The organism is Streptomyces hainanensis (genome assembly GCF_004348415.1).
GTDB lineage: Bacteria > Actinomycetota > Actinomycetes > Streptomycetales > Streptomycetaceae > Streptomyces > Streptomyces hainanensis.
In genome coordinates this window covers 1-13,090 of the sequence record NZ_SMKI01000212.1, presented here as the reverse complement: position 1 = coordinate 13,090, position 13,090 = coordinate 1, and the positions used below count along the sequence as shown (strand labels likewise).

The 13,090-nt window shown below is 68.5% G+C and carries 11 protein-coding genes; 5 read left to right on the top strand and 6 right to left on the bottom strand.

Translation table 11 applies throughout. The annotated features are described in order from the left end of the window. Window positions 1-11 precede the first annotated feature (11 nt). Window positions 12-2,744, bottom strand: coding sequence for a hypothetical protein (locus E1283_RS19895; RefSeq protein ID WP_132819451.1), 2,733 nt, complete (start codon window positions 2,742-2,744; stop codon window positions 12-14). A 493-nt stretch (window positions 2,745-3,237) separates the two neighbouring features. Continuing rightward, a complete protein-coding gene (locus tag E1283_RS19890) occupies window positions 3,238-3,633 on the bottom strand; it encodes a transposase domain-containing protein (protein WP_132819450.1) in 396 nt (131 codons plus the stop codon). Between E1283_RS19890 and E1283_RS38180 the strand changes: the two genes are divergently transcribed. From E1283_RS38180 to E1283_RS19870, 4 genes are all read left to right on the top strand, one after another. Next, window positions 3,632-4,120 (top strand): hypothetical protein, encoded by a 489-nt coding sequence (locus E1283_RS38180; RefSeq protein ID WP_207930464.1) that lies wholly within the window; start codon window positions 3,632-3,634, stop codon window positions 4,118-4,120. The genes E1283_RS19890 and E1283_RS38180 overlap by 2 nt on opposite strands. Then, window positions 4,018-4,824, top strand: coding sequence for a glycosyltransferase family 4 protein (locus tag E1283_RS19880; protein WP_132819449.1), 807 nt, complete (start codon window positions 4,018-4,020; stop codon window positions 4,822-4,824). The genes E1283_RS38180 and E1283_RS19880 overlap by 103 nt, the downstream gene beginning before the upstream one ends. Before the next feature lie 562 nt (window positions 4,825-5,386). Continuing rightward, window positions 5,387-6,577, top strand: coding sequence for an NAD(P)/FAD-dependent oxidoreductase (locus tag E1283_RS19875; RefSeq protein ID WP_132819448.1), 1,191 nt, complete (start codon window positions 5,387-5,389; stop codon window positions 6,575-6,577). A 9-nt stretch (window positions 6,578-6,586) separates the two neighbouring features. Next, complete coding sequence (locus E1283_RS19870; RefSeq protein WP_132819447.1) at window positions 6,587-7,522, top strand: sigma-70 family RNA polymerase sigma factor; 936 nt, start codon at window positions 6,587-6,589, stop codon at window positions 7,520-7,522. Between the two features lie 129 nt (window positions 7,523-7,651). On the opposite strand, the gene E1283_RS19865 is transcribed toward E1283_RS19870, so the two are convergent. Both E1283_RS19865 and E1283_RS19860 read right to left on the bottom strand, forming a co-directional pair. Then, window positions 7,652-8,509: a maleylpyruvate isomerase family mycothiol-dependent enzyme gene (locus E1283_RS19865; protein WP_132819452.1), complete on the bottom strand. Its 858-nt coding sequence runs from the start codon at window positions 8,507-8,509 to the stop codon at window positions 7,652-7,654. A gap of 303 nt (window positions 8,510-8,812) precedes the next feature. Continuing rightward, window positions 8,813-10,282: an alpha-L-fucosidase gene (locus E1283_RS19860; protein WP_132819446.1), complete on the bottom strand. Its 1,470-nt coding sequence runs from the start codon at window positions 10,280-10,282 to the stop codon at window positions 8,813-8,815. A 462-nt stretch (window positions 10,283-10,744) separates the two neighbouring features. Here E1283_RS19860 and E1283_RS19850 point away from each other — a divergent pair, with 462 nt between their 5' ends. Continuing rightward, window positions 10,745-11,560: a helix-turn-helix domain-containing protein gene (locus E1283_RS19850; protein ID WP_132819444.1), complete on the top strand. Its 816-nt coding sequence runs from the start codon at window positions 10,745-10,747 to the stop codon at window positions 11,558-11,560. Window positions 11,561-11,635: 75 nt separating this feature from the next. On the opposite strand, the gene E1283_RS19845 is transcribed toward E1283_RS19850, so the two are convergent. Together E1283_RS19845 and E1283_RS19840 are read right to left on the bottom strand one after the other, a co-directional pair. Beyond that, window positions 11,636-11,968 carry a hypothetical protein gene (locus E1283_RS19845; RefSeq protein WP_132819443.1) on the bottom strand — a complete coding sequence of 111 codons (333 nt, stop codon included), beginning with the start codon at window positions 11,966-11,968 and terminating at the stop codon, window positions 11,636-11,638. A 166-nt stretch (window positions 11,969-12,134) separates the two neighbouring features. Further along, a partial coding sequence (locus tag E1283_RS19840; protein ID WP_207930462.1) for a bactofilin family protein occupies window positions 12,135-13,090 on the bottom strand: 956 nt, incomplete at its 5' end.

Here is a 13,090-nt window from a genome sequence, read left to right as displayed (position 1 = left end):
ACTAGAAATGTTTATAAAAGACAGGGTGTGTACTGGGTGCCGGTGGGGCGGGGGCCGTCGGTCGCTTCGGTGAAGCGGGTGACCCCGGCGTTGCCGAGCGCGTCGTCGGCGCCGTTGGCCGGCGCGAGCCCGCCGAGTCTGGTCTCGGCCGGGGTGGGGATGTCGGCGGCTTTGATGCCGCCTGGCGTGTTGAGGTCGCTGGTCCTGATGGTGTTGGGGGTGGCCAGGTCGTTGGTGGCCGAGAGGTTGACGGGGCGGGCTTCGATGGAGCTGATCTTGATCGGGGCGACGCCGTTCATGTTCAGCGTGATGTCCCCCAGCGAGGCCGTCTCGGCGCCGGTCGCTCGGACGGTGGGTGGGGTGGCGGTCACCGGCGGTGGGGTGACGGCGTGCGCGGGGGGCGCCACCGTCACGTCCAGGTGCGGCACCTGGGCGCCGGGCGCCACCGTCGGCGCGTCGTTGAGCGAGTGTTGCAGCCCCTCGCCGAGGTTGATCGAGAAGGAGTTGGTGTTGCCGAGGTTGACATCCAGCTGGCTCGGGTTGGGCGCGGCGATCGAGACGCCGTCGGGCATCGCGCCGGCGTTGAGGCCGACGTTGTCCAGCTGCGCGGCGGTCGGCGGGGCGATGTTGAGGTTGTCGGCCAGCGCCGGCATCGAGGTGTTCAGCCCCTGGAGCGAGGGCATCTCGACGGAGCCCAGGTCCATCATCGGGCCCCTGGCGCCGCCCAGGGAGACGTCCGGCATGCTCAGCGACATGCCCTGGTCGGCGAAGTTCAGCCGGAGCGAGGGCATGGAGGGCAGGTTGAGGTCGAGCGCGAGCCCGTCGCCGTCGAGCCGGGGCGCCGTCGTCGGCAGGTTGCCCAGGCCCTGACCACCAACACCCGCGTCGGCGATCCCGGCCGGGTTGAGGTTGGCTGTCGGGATGGTGATGCCGTTGGGCCCGACCACGCTCATGTCGCCGAGCTGCGGCATGTTGGCGATGGAGATGGCCGGCATCCGACCATCGGCGGTGGCCGGCGTGATGGTCACACCGTTTTGGCCGTAGGTCACCTTGATCGGGGTGAACGCGTCCATGTTGATGGTCAGCGTCAGGTCACCCGACCTGGTCACACTGCCGAAGCCGTCCGGCAGCGGGACCGCGACGGCCACCGTCTGCCCGCCGGAGCCCGGCACGTGGACCACGACGGTGGGCGGCGGCGCCCCGGCCAGACCGCCGATGTTGATCGCCGGCATGTCGAAGACGTTCGCCCCCAGCCCCGGGCCGCTCATCCCCGAGATCCCGACATCCAGGCCGCGGCCGGCGAAATGCAGCGAGATGGGCTGCACGGGCGGCAGATCGGGCATCGAGAAGTTGCCGCCACCGACGACGCCCTGACCGATCCTGCCACTGTCGGCCAGGTTGATCACATGCGCGATACCGGAAAACCCCTGGGAACCGGCGAACCCACCCGGCTGGTACTTGACCATCTTGCTGGCATCGATGATCGGCAGGCCATCGGAACCGAAGCCCCTGATCGCACGGATATCGATGACGTTACCGCCCTGCACGAACGCGCCAGTCCTGAACTGGTTACCCAGACCACGGTTGACCAACGAGATCTTGAACGCGTTGGCGAGACCAGCGAAAGAGAAGGTACGGCCCAGCTCGGCGGCGTTGACCGGAGCGATGATCGCCAACGGCCCGAAACCCTTGAAATGGGAGACGACATAACCACCGAACCCCGTGGCGTTGTTGAGCCGGAAGAGCGCGGTACTACCGGTCCAACGCGTCAGATTGATCGACGCCCTACCCAGACCACCCAAGCCACCCGTCACCCAGCCAGCCCGCAACACATCCAAGGCGAACCCGGAGAAGTGCCCGATGGCGCCACCCATGTTCATGCCCCCGACAAACAACCAGGCGAGGCCACGACCGAACGCCATCGGCATCCAGAGCATCCCCCGACCCACCAAGTCCGTCAGGAAGATGAACTTCCCCAAGGCATTCATGTTCTTCATCGGGGCGAAGGTCATCTTCCCCCAATTCTTGAACGCGGAACCGATCTTGGTGATGTTGATACCCCGCGTCGTGGGCACCAACACACCAATGATCGACAACACCAACTCCGTAATACTGGCATTGCCATTGGCGAAATCAATCGCGGTCTTGACCAGCAACGCCGCATTAATAGCCAACGCGGCCAACGCGACCGGGCCACCCAGAATAATAGCCGGCAAAATCAGAGCAAGCGCGAAAAACGTCAGAAACTTCCAGAACTCAGCACACTCATCCACAGGCGACGGAATGTCATAAGCAGCGGCATTCAACGCCTCACCAGCCGTCTGAGCAGCGCTCTCCAGCGCCTCCCGAGCCTCCTCCGCCTTACCCTTCTGACTCTCCCGACCCTCCTCATCATCCTCATCAAGACCCTGCCCAGCGGTCAACGCCGCATCCGCGATCCCCTGCTGCTCCACCATGACACCGCGGTAGGTGACCAACGCGTCCTGGACAGCCTGCTGAGCATCGCGATAACCCTCGATGTACTTCCGCAGCCGGTTGTCCATCAGATCACGCAGCGCGTCAGCCGTCTCCCCCTTGAACGACGTGCTGTGTTCACTCATCAAGCTGGTCAGACTGCTGTCGACCTCATCAGCGATATCCAGGAGATCGGCCTGCGAGTCAATCAGCGACTGAAGTTCGTCCGGATCACCCGGCGTCGGGTCCTCACCCAGGTTGATCGCACTCCAGTCCGGTGGGCGGGGCATAACCTGGATCCCTCTCCTTCTTCGCAGCTTCGACCGCCCCGGTGAACTTGGAGGCTGACGTGCGCGGTGCGTGGTGCGTGGTCGGCGCGGACTCGTCGGCACGACCCCGGCGGGATGTTTCCTCGAATTTCTGCGGCGGAATGTTCCCGCAGAAAGAATGTATTAGTTCCGTGTTGTAACAACGCTGCCCATTCCGCGGTGGAGCATTGTCGTGCGAATCCCCATTGCCGCCTACAGGGCGCGCGGCACCGATCTGGTCGAGGCGCTCGCCGTACCGGATCGCCGTGTACTGAACACCCCGATCCGAATGGTGAAAAGCCCGCCACCCAAACTCTCACCGTGCGAACAGATCGCCATTCCCAAAGCATCGAGCGCTAATTCGGCTCCCAGAATGTCCGCGACCTGCCACCCGCGAGCAGGGTGCGCTCGCCGCTGCCCTTGCCGCGGCACGGGGCGATCGCGGCGGCCAGCGGGGCGCGGGGTCCGGCCTCGATCAGGGTGAGCAGACGCTACTGGGGGAAGGCGGCGCGTTCGCCGGCCGATCCGGGGTGGCCGTAGGAGCCCGCGGGGAGGGGGTGTCGGGCATGTCGAGGGTGGTGCCGTCGAAGGAGACCAGCCGCAGGCTGCCGAGGTGGGCGCCGACGGTCAGCAGGTCGGCGACCGGCACCGCGGTGCGGTGGAAGACCTCGCGCAGCACCTGCGGGCCCAGCCGCTTGCGGGCCTGGGTAATCGCGCTGGCGGTGGGCGCGGGGTGCCCGCCGCCGCAGCGGGCCTGTCTGCCGTGCTCGGCCACCACCTCGCCGATCACGTCGCGCGGGATATCGGCGGCCAGAACCCCGACGGAAACCAGATCCCGCAACTTCCGTTCCCGTAAAGCATCCTGATCCATGCTCGGCACAGTAGCCAGCACAACGGGCGGACAGCGTGAACCCACCCCAACAAAAAGATTAATTGACTTAGGCTACGTGGTATTGCTGGAACCCTGGGCCTGTCCTTTCAACGACGACAGGACGCGTGTTGTTCACCTTGATGAGGGCTGCGACTTCCTTGGGTTCAATATCAGGCGCTATCACGGCAAGTTGCTGACCAAGCCGAGCAAAGCAGCCTTGCGGGGGATCCGGAAACGACTCACCGACGAGGTGTCGGCCCTGCGCGCAGCCAACACCGAAGCGGTGGTCGCCGGGCTTAACCCAATCACCAAGGGCACGACGGTGATGCCGTGCGTCCGGACCGCCGCCGGCTGGAGATACGCGCCGGTTTCCTCGCTCGCCGGATGGTCGCCGGCAGGGTGGACGTTCGGCTCGTCGTGGGTTCCGAGTCGATCGGACGAGCGCTCATGGCCTCCGGTGTCCCGGAAAGCGCCATCAGCATGGTGATCAACGGGATGGACGCGGGCAGGTTCCGGTCGCTTGTGGCACGTGCCGGGGCGGCCGGGCTGTTCCGGCGGGTCCGTGAACGCAATGGGATCGCCCTCGGGCAGAGCATGGTTCTGGTGCCGGGCAGACGCGTACCGGGCAGGGGACACGAAGACGTGATCTGGGCGGCCGACGTGCTGGCTCGCCGCGGCCGACTGCGCAACTCGTGCGTCGCCATCACCGGGTCCGGCCTGGTCGACGCCCGGTGGCCCGGCTATCAGGACCATCTCGCCAGGCTCATCCGGGAGGCCGGGCTGCGGGACCGCGTGCACCTGCTCGGCCCGCTCAACCGATCGGAGATCGCCGCCTGTTACGGGGGCTGCGACCTGGTCGTCCGTCCGCCCCGGGTGCCGGGGCCGCTGGGGTACAGCCTGATCGAGGCCATGCTCGCCGGCGCGCCCGTCGTCACCACGGCGGCGGGCGCGGCGCGGGAGATCATCGACCACGGCCGAAACGGTCTCCTCGTCCCGCCAGGCCGGCCGCCGGCGCTCGCCGAAGCCATCGAGACGGCGCTGACGGACCGCGAGCTCCACACCCGGCTCGCGATCGGCGGCCGCGTGACCGCCGGCCGGCTCTCCCAGGACGCGATGCTCGACGGCTACGAGGCGGCACTCACCCGCGCCACGCCGGCGCGCGCCGGTATCCGGAGGCCCGGCGCGCGATGACGCCCGCTCCCGACCTCCACCTCGACGCCCTGACCGTCTTCCAACGCGAACGTATCTCCTGCGCCCTGTGCGGTCACTTCCTCGCCGACGCTCCCGCCACCCGCACCATCGGCCTCCCGCAGGTGTCGGCCTGCGCTCCCGTCTGTCCGGTCAGGCCGGCCAGACCTCAGGACCACGCTGGCGACCACGCCACAGCCCGTTCACCTCCGCCTGGTTCGACGAGGCTCGCGCCGCCCTACGCCCAAGCCCGCCAATCCGGCCGCTGGCAGATCCAGGCCGTCCGGCTGACGGCGGAGACACCATCCGTTCAAGCCGCAGCGCCCCCAGCCGCCGAGCCGGCACCGGAACGCACCGAGCCCGGGACGGCGATAGGGGAAGGCGGCCGATCATCTCGAACCGCAGTTGCCCACCGTCCCGTCTCGACTGTCGCGGGCAGGCTCAAGCACCTCTCGGAGGCTCAGACGCTCGCCCTGGTTCGGTGACCCACGTCACATCCGGCTCCTGTCAGCAATCGGGGCGCCATCTCGTTCAAGGTGCACGCCAACGAGAGAGGAGCGACGTCATGAAGCACCGCATCGTGGTCCTCGGCGCTGGATACGCCGGGGCCTTCGCCGCCGGCAACCTGGCTCGCCGGCTTTCCCCCACCGACACCGAGATCACCGTCGTCAACGCCGTGCCCGACTTCGTCGAGCGGATGCGGCTCCACCAGCTCGCGATCGGCCAGGACCTCGCGTCCCGCAGGCTCGCCGACGTGTTCGCGGGCACCGGGATACGGCTGCGCCTGGCGCGCGTCACCGGCGTCGACCCCGAGCGCCGGACCGTCGCCCTGACCGGCGAGGACGGTGAAGGCGAACTCGGGTACGACACGCTTCTCTACGCGCTCGGCAGCTCCGTGGCCCACCACGGCGTACCCGGCGTGGCCGAGCACGCCTTCGACGTGGCCGGCCTCTCCTCGGCGTTGCGACTGCGCGAGCGCCTGGCCGGTCTGGGGGAGGGCGGCACCGTCCTGGTCGTCGGCGAGGGGCTGACCGGCATCGAGGCCGCCACCGAGTTCGCCGAGTCCCGGCCCGACCTCTCGGTCGCGCTCGCCGCCCGCGGCGAGCTGGGCGCCTGGCTCTCTCCCAAGGCCCGCCGGCACGTGCACCGGGCCTTCGACCGGTTCGGCATCGCCGTGCACGAGCACACCGCCATCGAAGCCGTCGAGCCGACCCGGGCGGTCGCCGCGGACGGTACGTCCATCCCGGCCGACGTGACCGTCTGGTCGGCCGGGTTCGTCGTGCACCCCATCGCGGCCGCCAGCGGCCTGGCGGTCGCCGAGACCGGCCAGATCGTCGTCGACCGCACCATGCGCTCCGTCTCGCACCCCGACGTCTACGCCGCCGGTGACTCCGCCTACGCGATCGGCGAGAACGGCCGGCCGCTGCCGATGTCCTGCGCCTCGGCCGGCCACACCAACATGCAGGCGACCGCCGCGATCATCGCCCGCCTGACGGGCCGTGAGGTCCCGACCACCGCGCTGAAGTACCTCGGCAACCACATCAGCCTCGGGCGGCGGGACGCGATCTTCCAGATGGTGGACGGGGACGTCCGGTCCAAGTCCTGGTACCTGGGCGGCCGGACCGCCGCGCGCCTCAAGTCGGGCGTGCTCACCGGGGCCGGGTGGAGCATCGCCCACCCGACCTTCGGCATGCCGAAGCGCAGGCGCCGCCTGGCCACCGCGCCCGACCGGGCCGCGGTGAGGGCCGCCGCCTAGGCTCGTCGCATGGACAGTGCGGCCATCGACCGGTTCGAGGCCAGCCGGGGCCGGCTGGCCTCGCTCGCGTACCGTCTGCTCGGCTCCGCCGCCGACGCCGAGGACGCCGTGCAGGACGCGTTCCCGCACTGGCAGGCCGCGGACCGCGAACGCATCGAGGTGCCGGAGGCGTGGCTGACCAGGGTCGTCACCAACCTCTGCCTCGACCGACTCCGCTCGGCGCGGGCGCGCCACGAGCGCGCGGTCGGAGAGTGGCTGCCCGAGCCGCTCCTGGAGGGCGACCCGATGCTCGGCCCCGCCGACACCTTCGAACAGCGCGAATCGGTGTCCCTGGCCGTACTGATCCTCATGGAACGCCTCTCGCCCGTCGAACGGGCCGCCTACGTGCTGCGCGAGGCATTCTCGTACCCCCACGTCGAGATCGCCGGCATCCTCGGCATCACCGAGACCGCGAGCCAGCAGCACGTCCACCGGGCCCGACGCCGCGTCGCCGCCGAACGCCGCGGTGGCGAGGTGGACCCCGCGTCGGCGCGCCGGATCGTCGAGGAGTTCCTCGCCGCCGCCGCGTCGGGGCGCACCGAGCGGCTGGTGGCGCTGCTCACCGCCGACGCGACCGCGATCTCGGACGGCGCCGGACTGGCCAGCCGGCCGCTGCGGTACGAGACGGCCGAGCGCGTCGCCTCCTTCGTGCGGGCCGGCTTCAAGCCCACTCCGGCGAAGCGGCGGCTGGCCGGCGGCTCCCCCGCTTTCCATATCGCGCCGGTCAACGGCTCGCCGGCCGTCGTCGCCGTGATCGACGACCGGGTCGTGGGCGCCGTGGCGTTCGACCTCAGCGACGGCAGGATCGCGTCCCTGCACGGCATCGCCGCCACGGACCGGCTCGCCCGCCTCAATCAGGTCTGGGGGCACCGCGCACCCGAGGAGCCCGCCGCCCATGCATGGTGACCGGAGCCGTGGAATCCCAGTGGCCTGAGTCGGAGACTGTTCGTTTCACATGCCCCACTGGCGGTCAGTTGTCGGGGAGGCAACCGGCCGCCGATATCACTACGTGTGACTGCCGTCAGGCTGGTTGGCTCAGTAGACGATGGACACGATCCGGCAGGCTGCCACAGCCAGGTCCCGGTTGCCGTCGATACGGGCGCGGGCCAGGGCGGTGTCCGGCTGAATACCGCGGGTGCACAGACGCCAGGCGGTTTCCGCGTCCAGGTAGATGAGCGTGGCGGGACGTTCGGCGGCCGGCTCGGTGAGTGACCAGACGTCCTCGGTGGCTGTCGCCGTCCATGTGCCACCGGCTGGGCCGTCGATCCGTACCTGGACCTGAGTGCCGACCGGTGCGGCGACCTTGCGCAGGGTGTGGGGGAGGGCTCGCATGAAGGTGTCCAGGACCACGGACAGCAGACGCGGATCGGGATCGGTGTCCTGGCCGACGGCATGACGGATCTGCTGGCGGTGGGTCCAGAATTCGGTGAAGTCGCGGGCGCTGTCCAGCCACATCGGCGCCGGGTCGACACCGGCCCAGGACACTCCCAGGGACGGGACGTCGGGGTCGGTGGCCTCGAAGAACTGGGCGATCTGCCCACCGATCAGGTCGAGGGTGTCGGCGAGCGCGGCCGGGCTCACCCGGCGGTGGGCGTCGACCCAATCCTTGTTGATGCGGTGGATGAACGACTCCAGAGTCTCGCCCGGCGCGAAGGTGGGGCCTTCGTGGTGGGCGTCGCGATCCCGGGCGAGGCGCCCGTAGAAGTCACCCAGGACGTGGGCGGCGACATCGCGCACGGTCCAACCCGGCAGTGCCTCCTTGGCCCAGTCGGTGGGAGCCAGGCCGCGCAGAGTGCCCATCAGCGCGGCATGCTCCGGGGCGAACAGAGGGCGGGCGTCGATCGGGGCGCCGAGCCAGAGATGGCTCGGCGGGTCATGGAGCTGGGCATTCATGGCCAGAGCCTGCCAACCTAACGACGGCTTCACCAGCCAATATCCCATGACAGCCGCAGTTCGTGGTTCTCCCGAGCCGGTTCGTCGCTACGGTCGGGACAGCTCTCGAAGCCAACGTCCATGGCGCGGAGTCGGTCGGCGAGCGAGCTCTCCGCATGCGGGGTGGGAGTCGTGGCGGCAGGTCGAGCATTGCGTTCGGCGCATCGCGGACGGCGGTCCAGACGGCTTCGGCCCTGGATGCGGCATGTGGCTCCTGTGGCCACGTCATTGCCGGTGGAGGCGGTGGCCGGCGGATTGCCGCCGTTATTCCAGCTCGATGGCGAGGCAGGTCGGATACGGGGCGGGGGCGCGTTCAGGAAGGCTGACGACGAGCCCGCCGGTGGGGTCGACCCGCGTGAAGGGCAGCGAGTCCGCACCGGTGCCCAGGAGGCGCACCCGGGTGACCTTGTCGCCGGTGTTGACGCTGTGGATGACGGCGCGGCCGTCGGTGGGCCAGGCCATCTGGAAGGCGTAGACGGTGTTTCCGCGGTGGGTGAACCGGTAGTCGGCGCCGGTCCAGGGCACTCGGTCTTCGCGGAAGCCGTCGATGGTCACGCCGCTGGGTCCTTCGACCCCTTCCCGGAACGGGCGGGTCCCGTGGATGCCTTCGCCGTGGAAGGCCATCCAGTCGGCCAGTTCGGACAAGAGGTGGCGGCATTCCCGGTCTATGGTGCCGTCCGGCAGTTGTGGCACGTTCAGCAGCAGATTGCCGTTCTTGGCCACGATGTCGACAAGCAGTTCGATCACGTGGGCGGGCGTCTTGTAGACGGCATTGACGTCGTAGAACCAGGAGCCCAGACAGGTGTCGGTCTGCCACGGTACCGGCGAGACGCGCGGCTCCTGGGAGCGTTCGACGTCGAGGACGCCGAATCCCCGTAGCCGCTCGTGACGTTCCTTGTGGGCGAAGACCGCCTGGTTGCGCCCGTCGTGCGCGGCCGCGCTGGTGTTGTACAGGTGGGCGGTCGCGGTCAGGGCGGGCTGCATGCCGTGCGGGAAGAACGGCGGCGGGCCGTCGGTGTAGAGGAGGTCGGGCTGGTACAGGTCGATCATCTCGGTGACCAGGTCCAGCCAACGCCGGTGCCACCAGGGGTTGGTCGTGTACCACGGGGAGACCGGCACGTCCTGGCATCCGGGAACGAGATGTTCCCGGTTGGGCAGGTAGAGGTCCTCGTGGTCGGGGTCGGCGCCGTCGTAGGGCACGCCGGCCCATGGGCCCGTGGTGTCGGCGGCCTTGTTGACCGGCCACCAGCTGAAGGTGGCGGCGAGGTGTTCGCTGAGGCCGAAGGGCAGGCCGTGCCGTCGTGCGGCCGCCTGCCACAGGCCGACGATGTCCTTGCCCGGGCCGACTTCGACCGAGTTCCACCGGTGCAGCCGGGAGGCGTAGTTCAGGAAGTGGTCGTGGTGCGAGGCCTGCGCCACGAAGTACTTCGCCCCGGCCCGGACGTAGAGGTCCATCAGCGCGTCCGGATCGAAGTTCTCCGCTTTCCAGAGCCTGGTCACGTCCTTGTAGCCGAACTCCGACGGATGACCGTAGGTCCGGATGTGATAGCGATGATGGGGCGAGCCCTCGATGTACATCCCGCGTGCGTACCAGTCACCCTGGCGGGGAACCGACTGCGGCCCCCAATGAGACCAGATGCCGAACTTGGCGTCCCGAAACCAGTCGGGACAGGAGGATCCACTCAGCGACGCCAACGTGGGGAGGAAAGGATTCGGTTCTTCTTCTTGAGACATGGCTCCATCGCCCCTGAGGAATCGGATGAATGCGGTGGTGGCCCACGAGTGACGTGAGACGTCTGTTGCTCGTCAGTGAATTGGCCCCATCGGGCAGGGGTGGTTCATTCTCACAGTGCCGGCAGTGCCGGCAGTGCCGGCAGTGCCGGCAGTGCCGGCAGTGCCGGCAGTGCCGGCAGTGCCGGCAGTGCCGGGTGGCCGCGGAGTCGGCTCCTGCCGCCGGGCGAAGCGGAGCGCGACGCTCTCCTCGTGGGTGGCGACCTCCACAGGGCCACGGACAACCCGAGGGGAGGCGGATGAACTTGCTTCTCTCGACACCACGGCGCACTCCCATGTTCTCGTCTCTCCACTCAGGGGAAAGACTGTAAGCGGCCATCGCCTTGCGGCCAATGGTCAGGAACGGGCATCACTGGTCCATTTTCACTCTGGATTTCCCCGACCCCTTCCGATAGCGTGCCGTCCATGCTCGATCAGCAACCGACCCCCCAATGGCTGGTGCCGTTGCAGGAGGCGCCGCACATCGCGCATATCGGAGTCGGGTCGCGTGTGAGGGCGGTGGACGAATGGTGCCTGCCTGATTTGTGGTCGCTGCACCTCTACGGATACACGGGGGAGTTGGAGGTCGCCGGCGAGGTCCTTCCGATCGCCCCCGGACGGATCAGCCTGGTGCCGCCGAACGTGGCGACCCGCTATCGCTACCACGGTGAGGCGGTGCATCTGTTCGCGCACATCCGGCTGCCGGCCGGGGTTCCCGAGGAGTGCGTGACGCTGCCCACGATGCTGGACTGCGGCGCGGATCTCGCACGGATCCGTGACCGGTTCCAAACCGCCCTGGACTTCCACGCGCGCCTTCCGCAACTCGCGCGCGCCGAACTGTGGAGCCTGTTGTGCCATCTCGCCGGGCGGCAGATCTCCGAGCATGACGACGCGCTGGGCCTGCACCCGGCGGTACGTGACGCACTCGGCTGGATAGAGGCCCGGTTGGGGGAGCCGATCAGCGTGGCGGCACTGGCCGACCGCGTGGGCCTGTCCCACAATCACCTGACGCGGCTGTTCCGAACCCAGCTCGACAGTACGGTCGTCGGCTATGTCCGGGGCCGCCGCCTGGCCCGCGCGCACCATTTGTTGACACGCAGTGAACTGCCCGTCAAAACGGTGGCGACGGCTGTCGGATTCGCTGATCCGCAGAGCTTCAACAAGGCGTTCCGCCAGGCCTACAACGCTCCGCCCAGCGCCGTTCGTGACGGCGTCATCACCCGTAGCCGGAAGGGCGGTTGACTGGCGTCCGACGACGACCAGTGATCCGGAGGACCACGGGAACCTCCGGGTTCCCAGGTGCGGATGGCCCTTCCCTCACCGAATCTCGACGGAGCCGCCGATGATGTCGTCCGGCTCGCAGGAGACGGCGAAGCGGGCACCGGTGGACCCGCTCAGCTGGTACCAGGGGCCGGTGACCTCGTACCTGTCGCCTTCGGCGGTCTCGCACACCGCCAGGGCCCGCACCCGCTGCTGGTTCGGGGTCGGATCGCACTCGACCGTCAGGTAGCCGCCGGAGTCCTCGGCGTAGAGGACGGTGAAACACGTGGTCCGCGTGTCGGCCGACGCGGTGGGCGCGGCGGCCAGCACGCCGGCCGTCCCCAGCGCCGCGGCGATGAATCCGGCCGCCACGCCTCTCAACTGACGCATGATGTTTCCCTCTCCGCAGGCGTATGGGTGCCGACCGGCACCCACCACGACCAGCGGACAGGTTGTTCGATATCGCCCGCAAGGGCGCCCCCGACGGTTTCCCCCGCACGAGCGAGCGCGCCGTGATCGCGGGGGTCGCGCGGCTCACTTCAGCGCGGGGCTCACTTCAGCGCTTGTAGATTCTCAGATTGATGTCCCTGTCTCCCGACAAGTCCGTGGACCAGTAGGACCACCCTTTGGAGTGGCTGGGCCAGCTGCTGTCTCCCTTGTCGGAGGTGCAACTCAGCAGGGCGTTGCCGCGGTTCGGACATTCGATCTGGACCCCGTCTCCCGATGTCAGGACGAATTTTCCACCGACCGCCAACGCGCCGGAGACGCTGACCATGTATCCGGACACGAAGTTCGTCCCCACGCTGTTGATGGTCAGGGCCTGGCCGTCCGGGCCGCGGAGCTCCCTGATGCGAACGAACTGTCCTGGTGCGGTTGCCCGGACCTCGCCCCTGGCCTCGATGGCGCCGTTCGTGGTCAGCTGTCCCGCGATGGTGACCGTGCTGTCCGCCTGGATCTGCCCCTTGGCCTCAAGGGTGCCGTTCGTGGTCAGCTGTCCCGCGACGGTGACACCGCTGTCCGCCTGGATCTGCCCCTTGGTCTCAAGGGTGCCGTTCGTGGTCAACTTTCCCGCGATGGTGACGTCGTCGCCGGCCAGGAAGTCGGTCGGGCTGTCGATGGTCAGATGCTTTCCGGTGGGACCACGTAGGTCGCGGATGCGGACCATGGTTCCTTCCGTGACGGCGTAGATTCCCCCCAGCGCGTCGATGGACCCCTCGAAGACGGCCCCTTTGAGGACCGGGTTGTGGACGGTGACGGTGGTGGTCAGATAGTGGGTGGTCTCGTTGAGTACGTAGGAGAGGACGAAGGTGGTGTCCCGTTTCACCATGCCTTTCCACACGAGATCTCTGATCTTGTCCTTCTGCCCCGGGGCAGGCTGCGCTCCCGAGCCGTAGGTGATGGTGTACTCCACGTCCTTCGGGCCGCGCCAGTGCAGGGTGACGTCACTTCCGGACGACACCCCGGGTCGGTCGGCGTGGAAGTCGGTGACGCTCTCGCCGGGCAGGGGTGGGC

What these genes read in the sequence shown, in the direction of transcription:
- E1283_RS19875 (WP_132819448.1), top strand. Translation starts at nt 5,387, where the DNA reads ATGAAGCACCGCATCGTGGTCCTCGGCGCTGGATACGCCGGGGCCTTC.
- E1283_RS19850 (WP_132819444.1), top strand. Translation starts at nt 10,745, where the DNA reads ATGCTCGATCAGCAACCGACCCCCCAATGGCTGGTGCCGTTGCAGGAG.
- E1283_RS19865 (WP_132819452.1), bottom strand. Translation starts at nt 8,509, where the DNA reads ATGAATGCCCAGCTCCATGACCCGCCGAGCCATCTCTGGCTCGGCGCC.
- E1283_RS38180 (WP_207930464.1), top strand. Translation starts at nt 3,632, where the DNA reads ATGCTCGGCACAGTAGCCAGCACAACGGGCGGACAGCGTGAACCCACC.
- E1283_RS19845 (WP_132819443.1), bottom strand. Translation starts at nt 11,968, where the DNA reads ATGCGTCAGTTGAGAGGCGTGGCGGCCGGATTCATCGCCGCGGCGCTG.
- E1283_RS19860 (WP_132819446.1), bottom strand. Translation starts at nt 10,282, where the DNA reads ATGTCTCAAGAAGAAGAACCGAATCCTTTCCTCCCCACGTTGGCGTCG.
- E1283_RS19870 (WP_132819447.1), top strand. Translation starts at nt 6,587, where the DNA reads ATGGACAGTGCGGCCATCGACCGGTTCGAGGCCAGCCGGGGCCGGCTG.
- E1283_RS19880 (WP_132819449.1), top strand. Translation starts at nt 4,018, where the DNA reads ATGGTCGCCGGCAGGGTGGACGTTCGGCTCGTCGTGGGTTCCGAGTCG.
- E1283_RS19890 (WP_132819450.1), bottom strand. Translation starts at nt 3,633, where the DNA reads ATGGATCAGGATGCTTTACGGGAACGGAAGTTGCGGGATCTGGTTTCC.
- E1283_RS19895 (WP_132819451.1), bottom strand. Translation starts at nt 2,744, where the DNA reads ATGCCCCGCCCACCGGACTGGAGTGCGATCAACCTGGGTGAGGACCCG.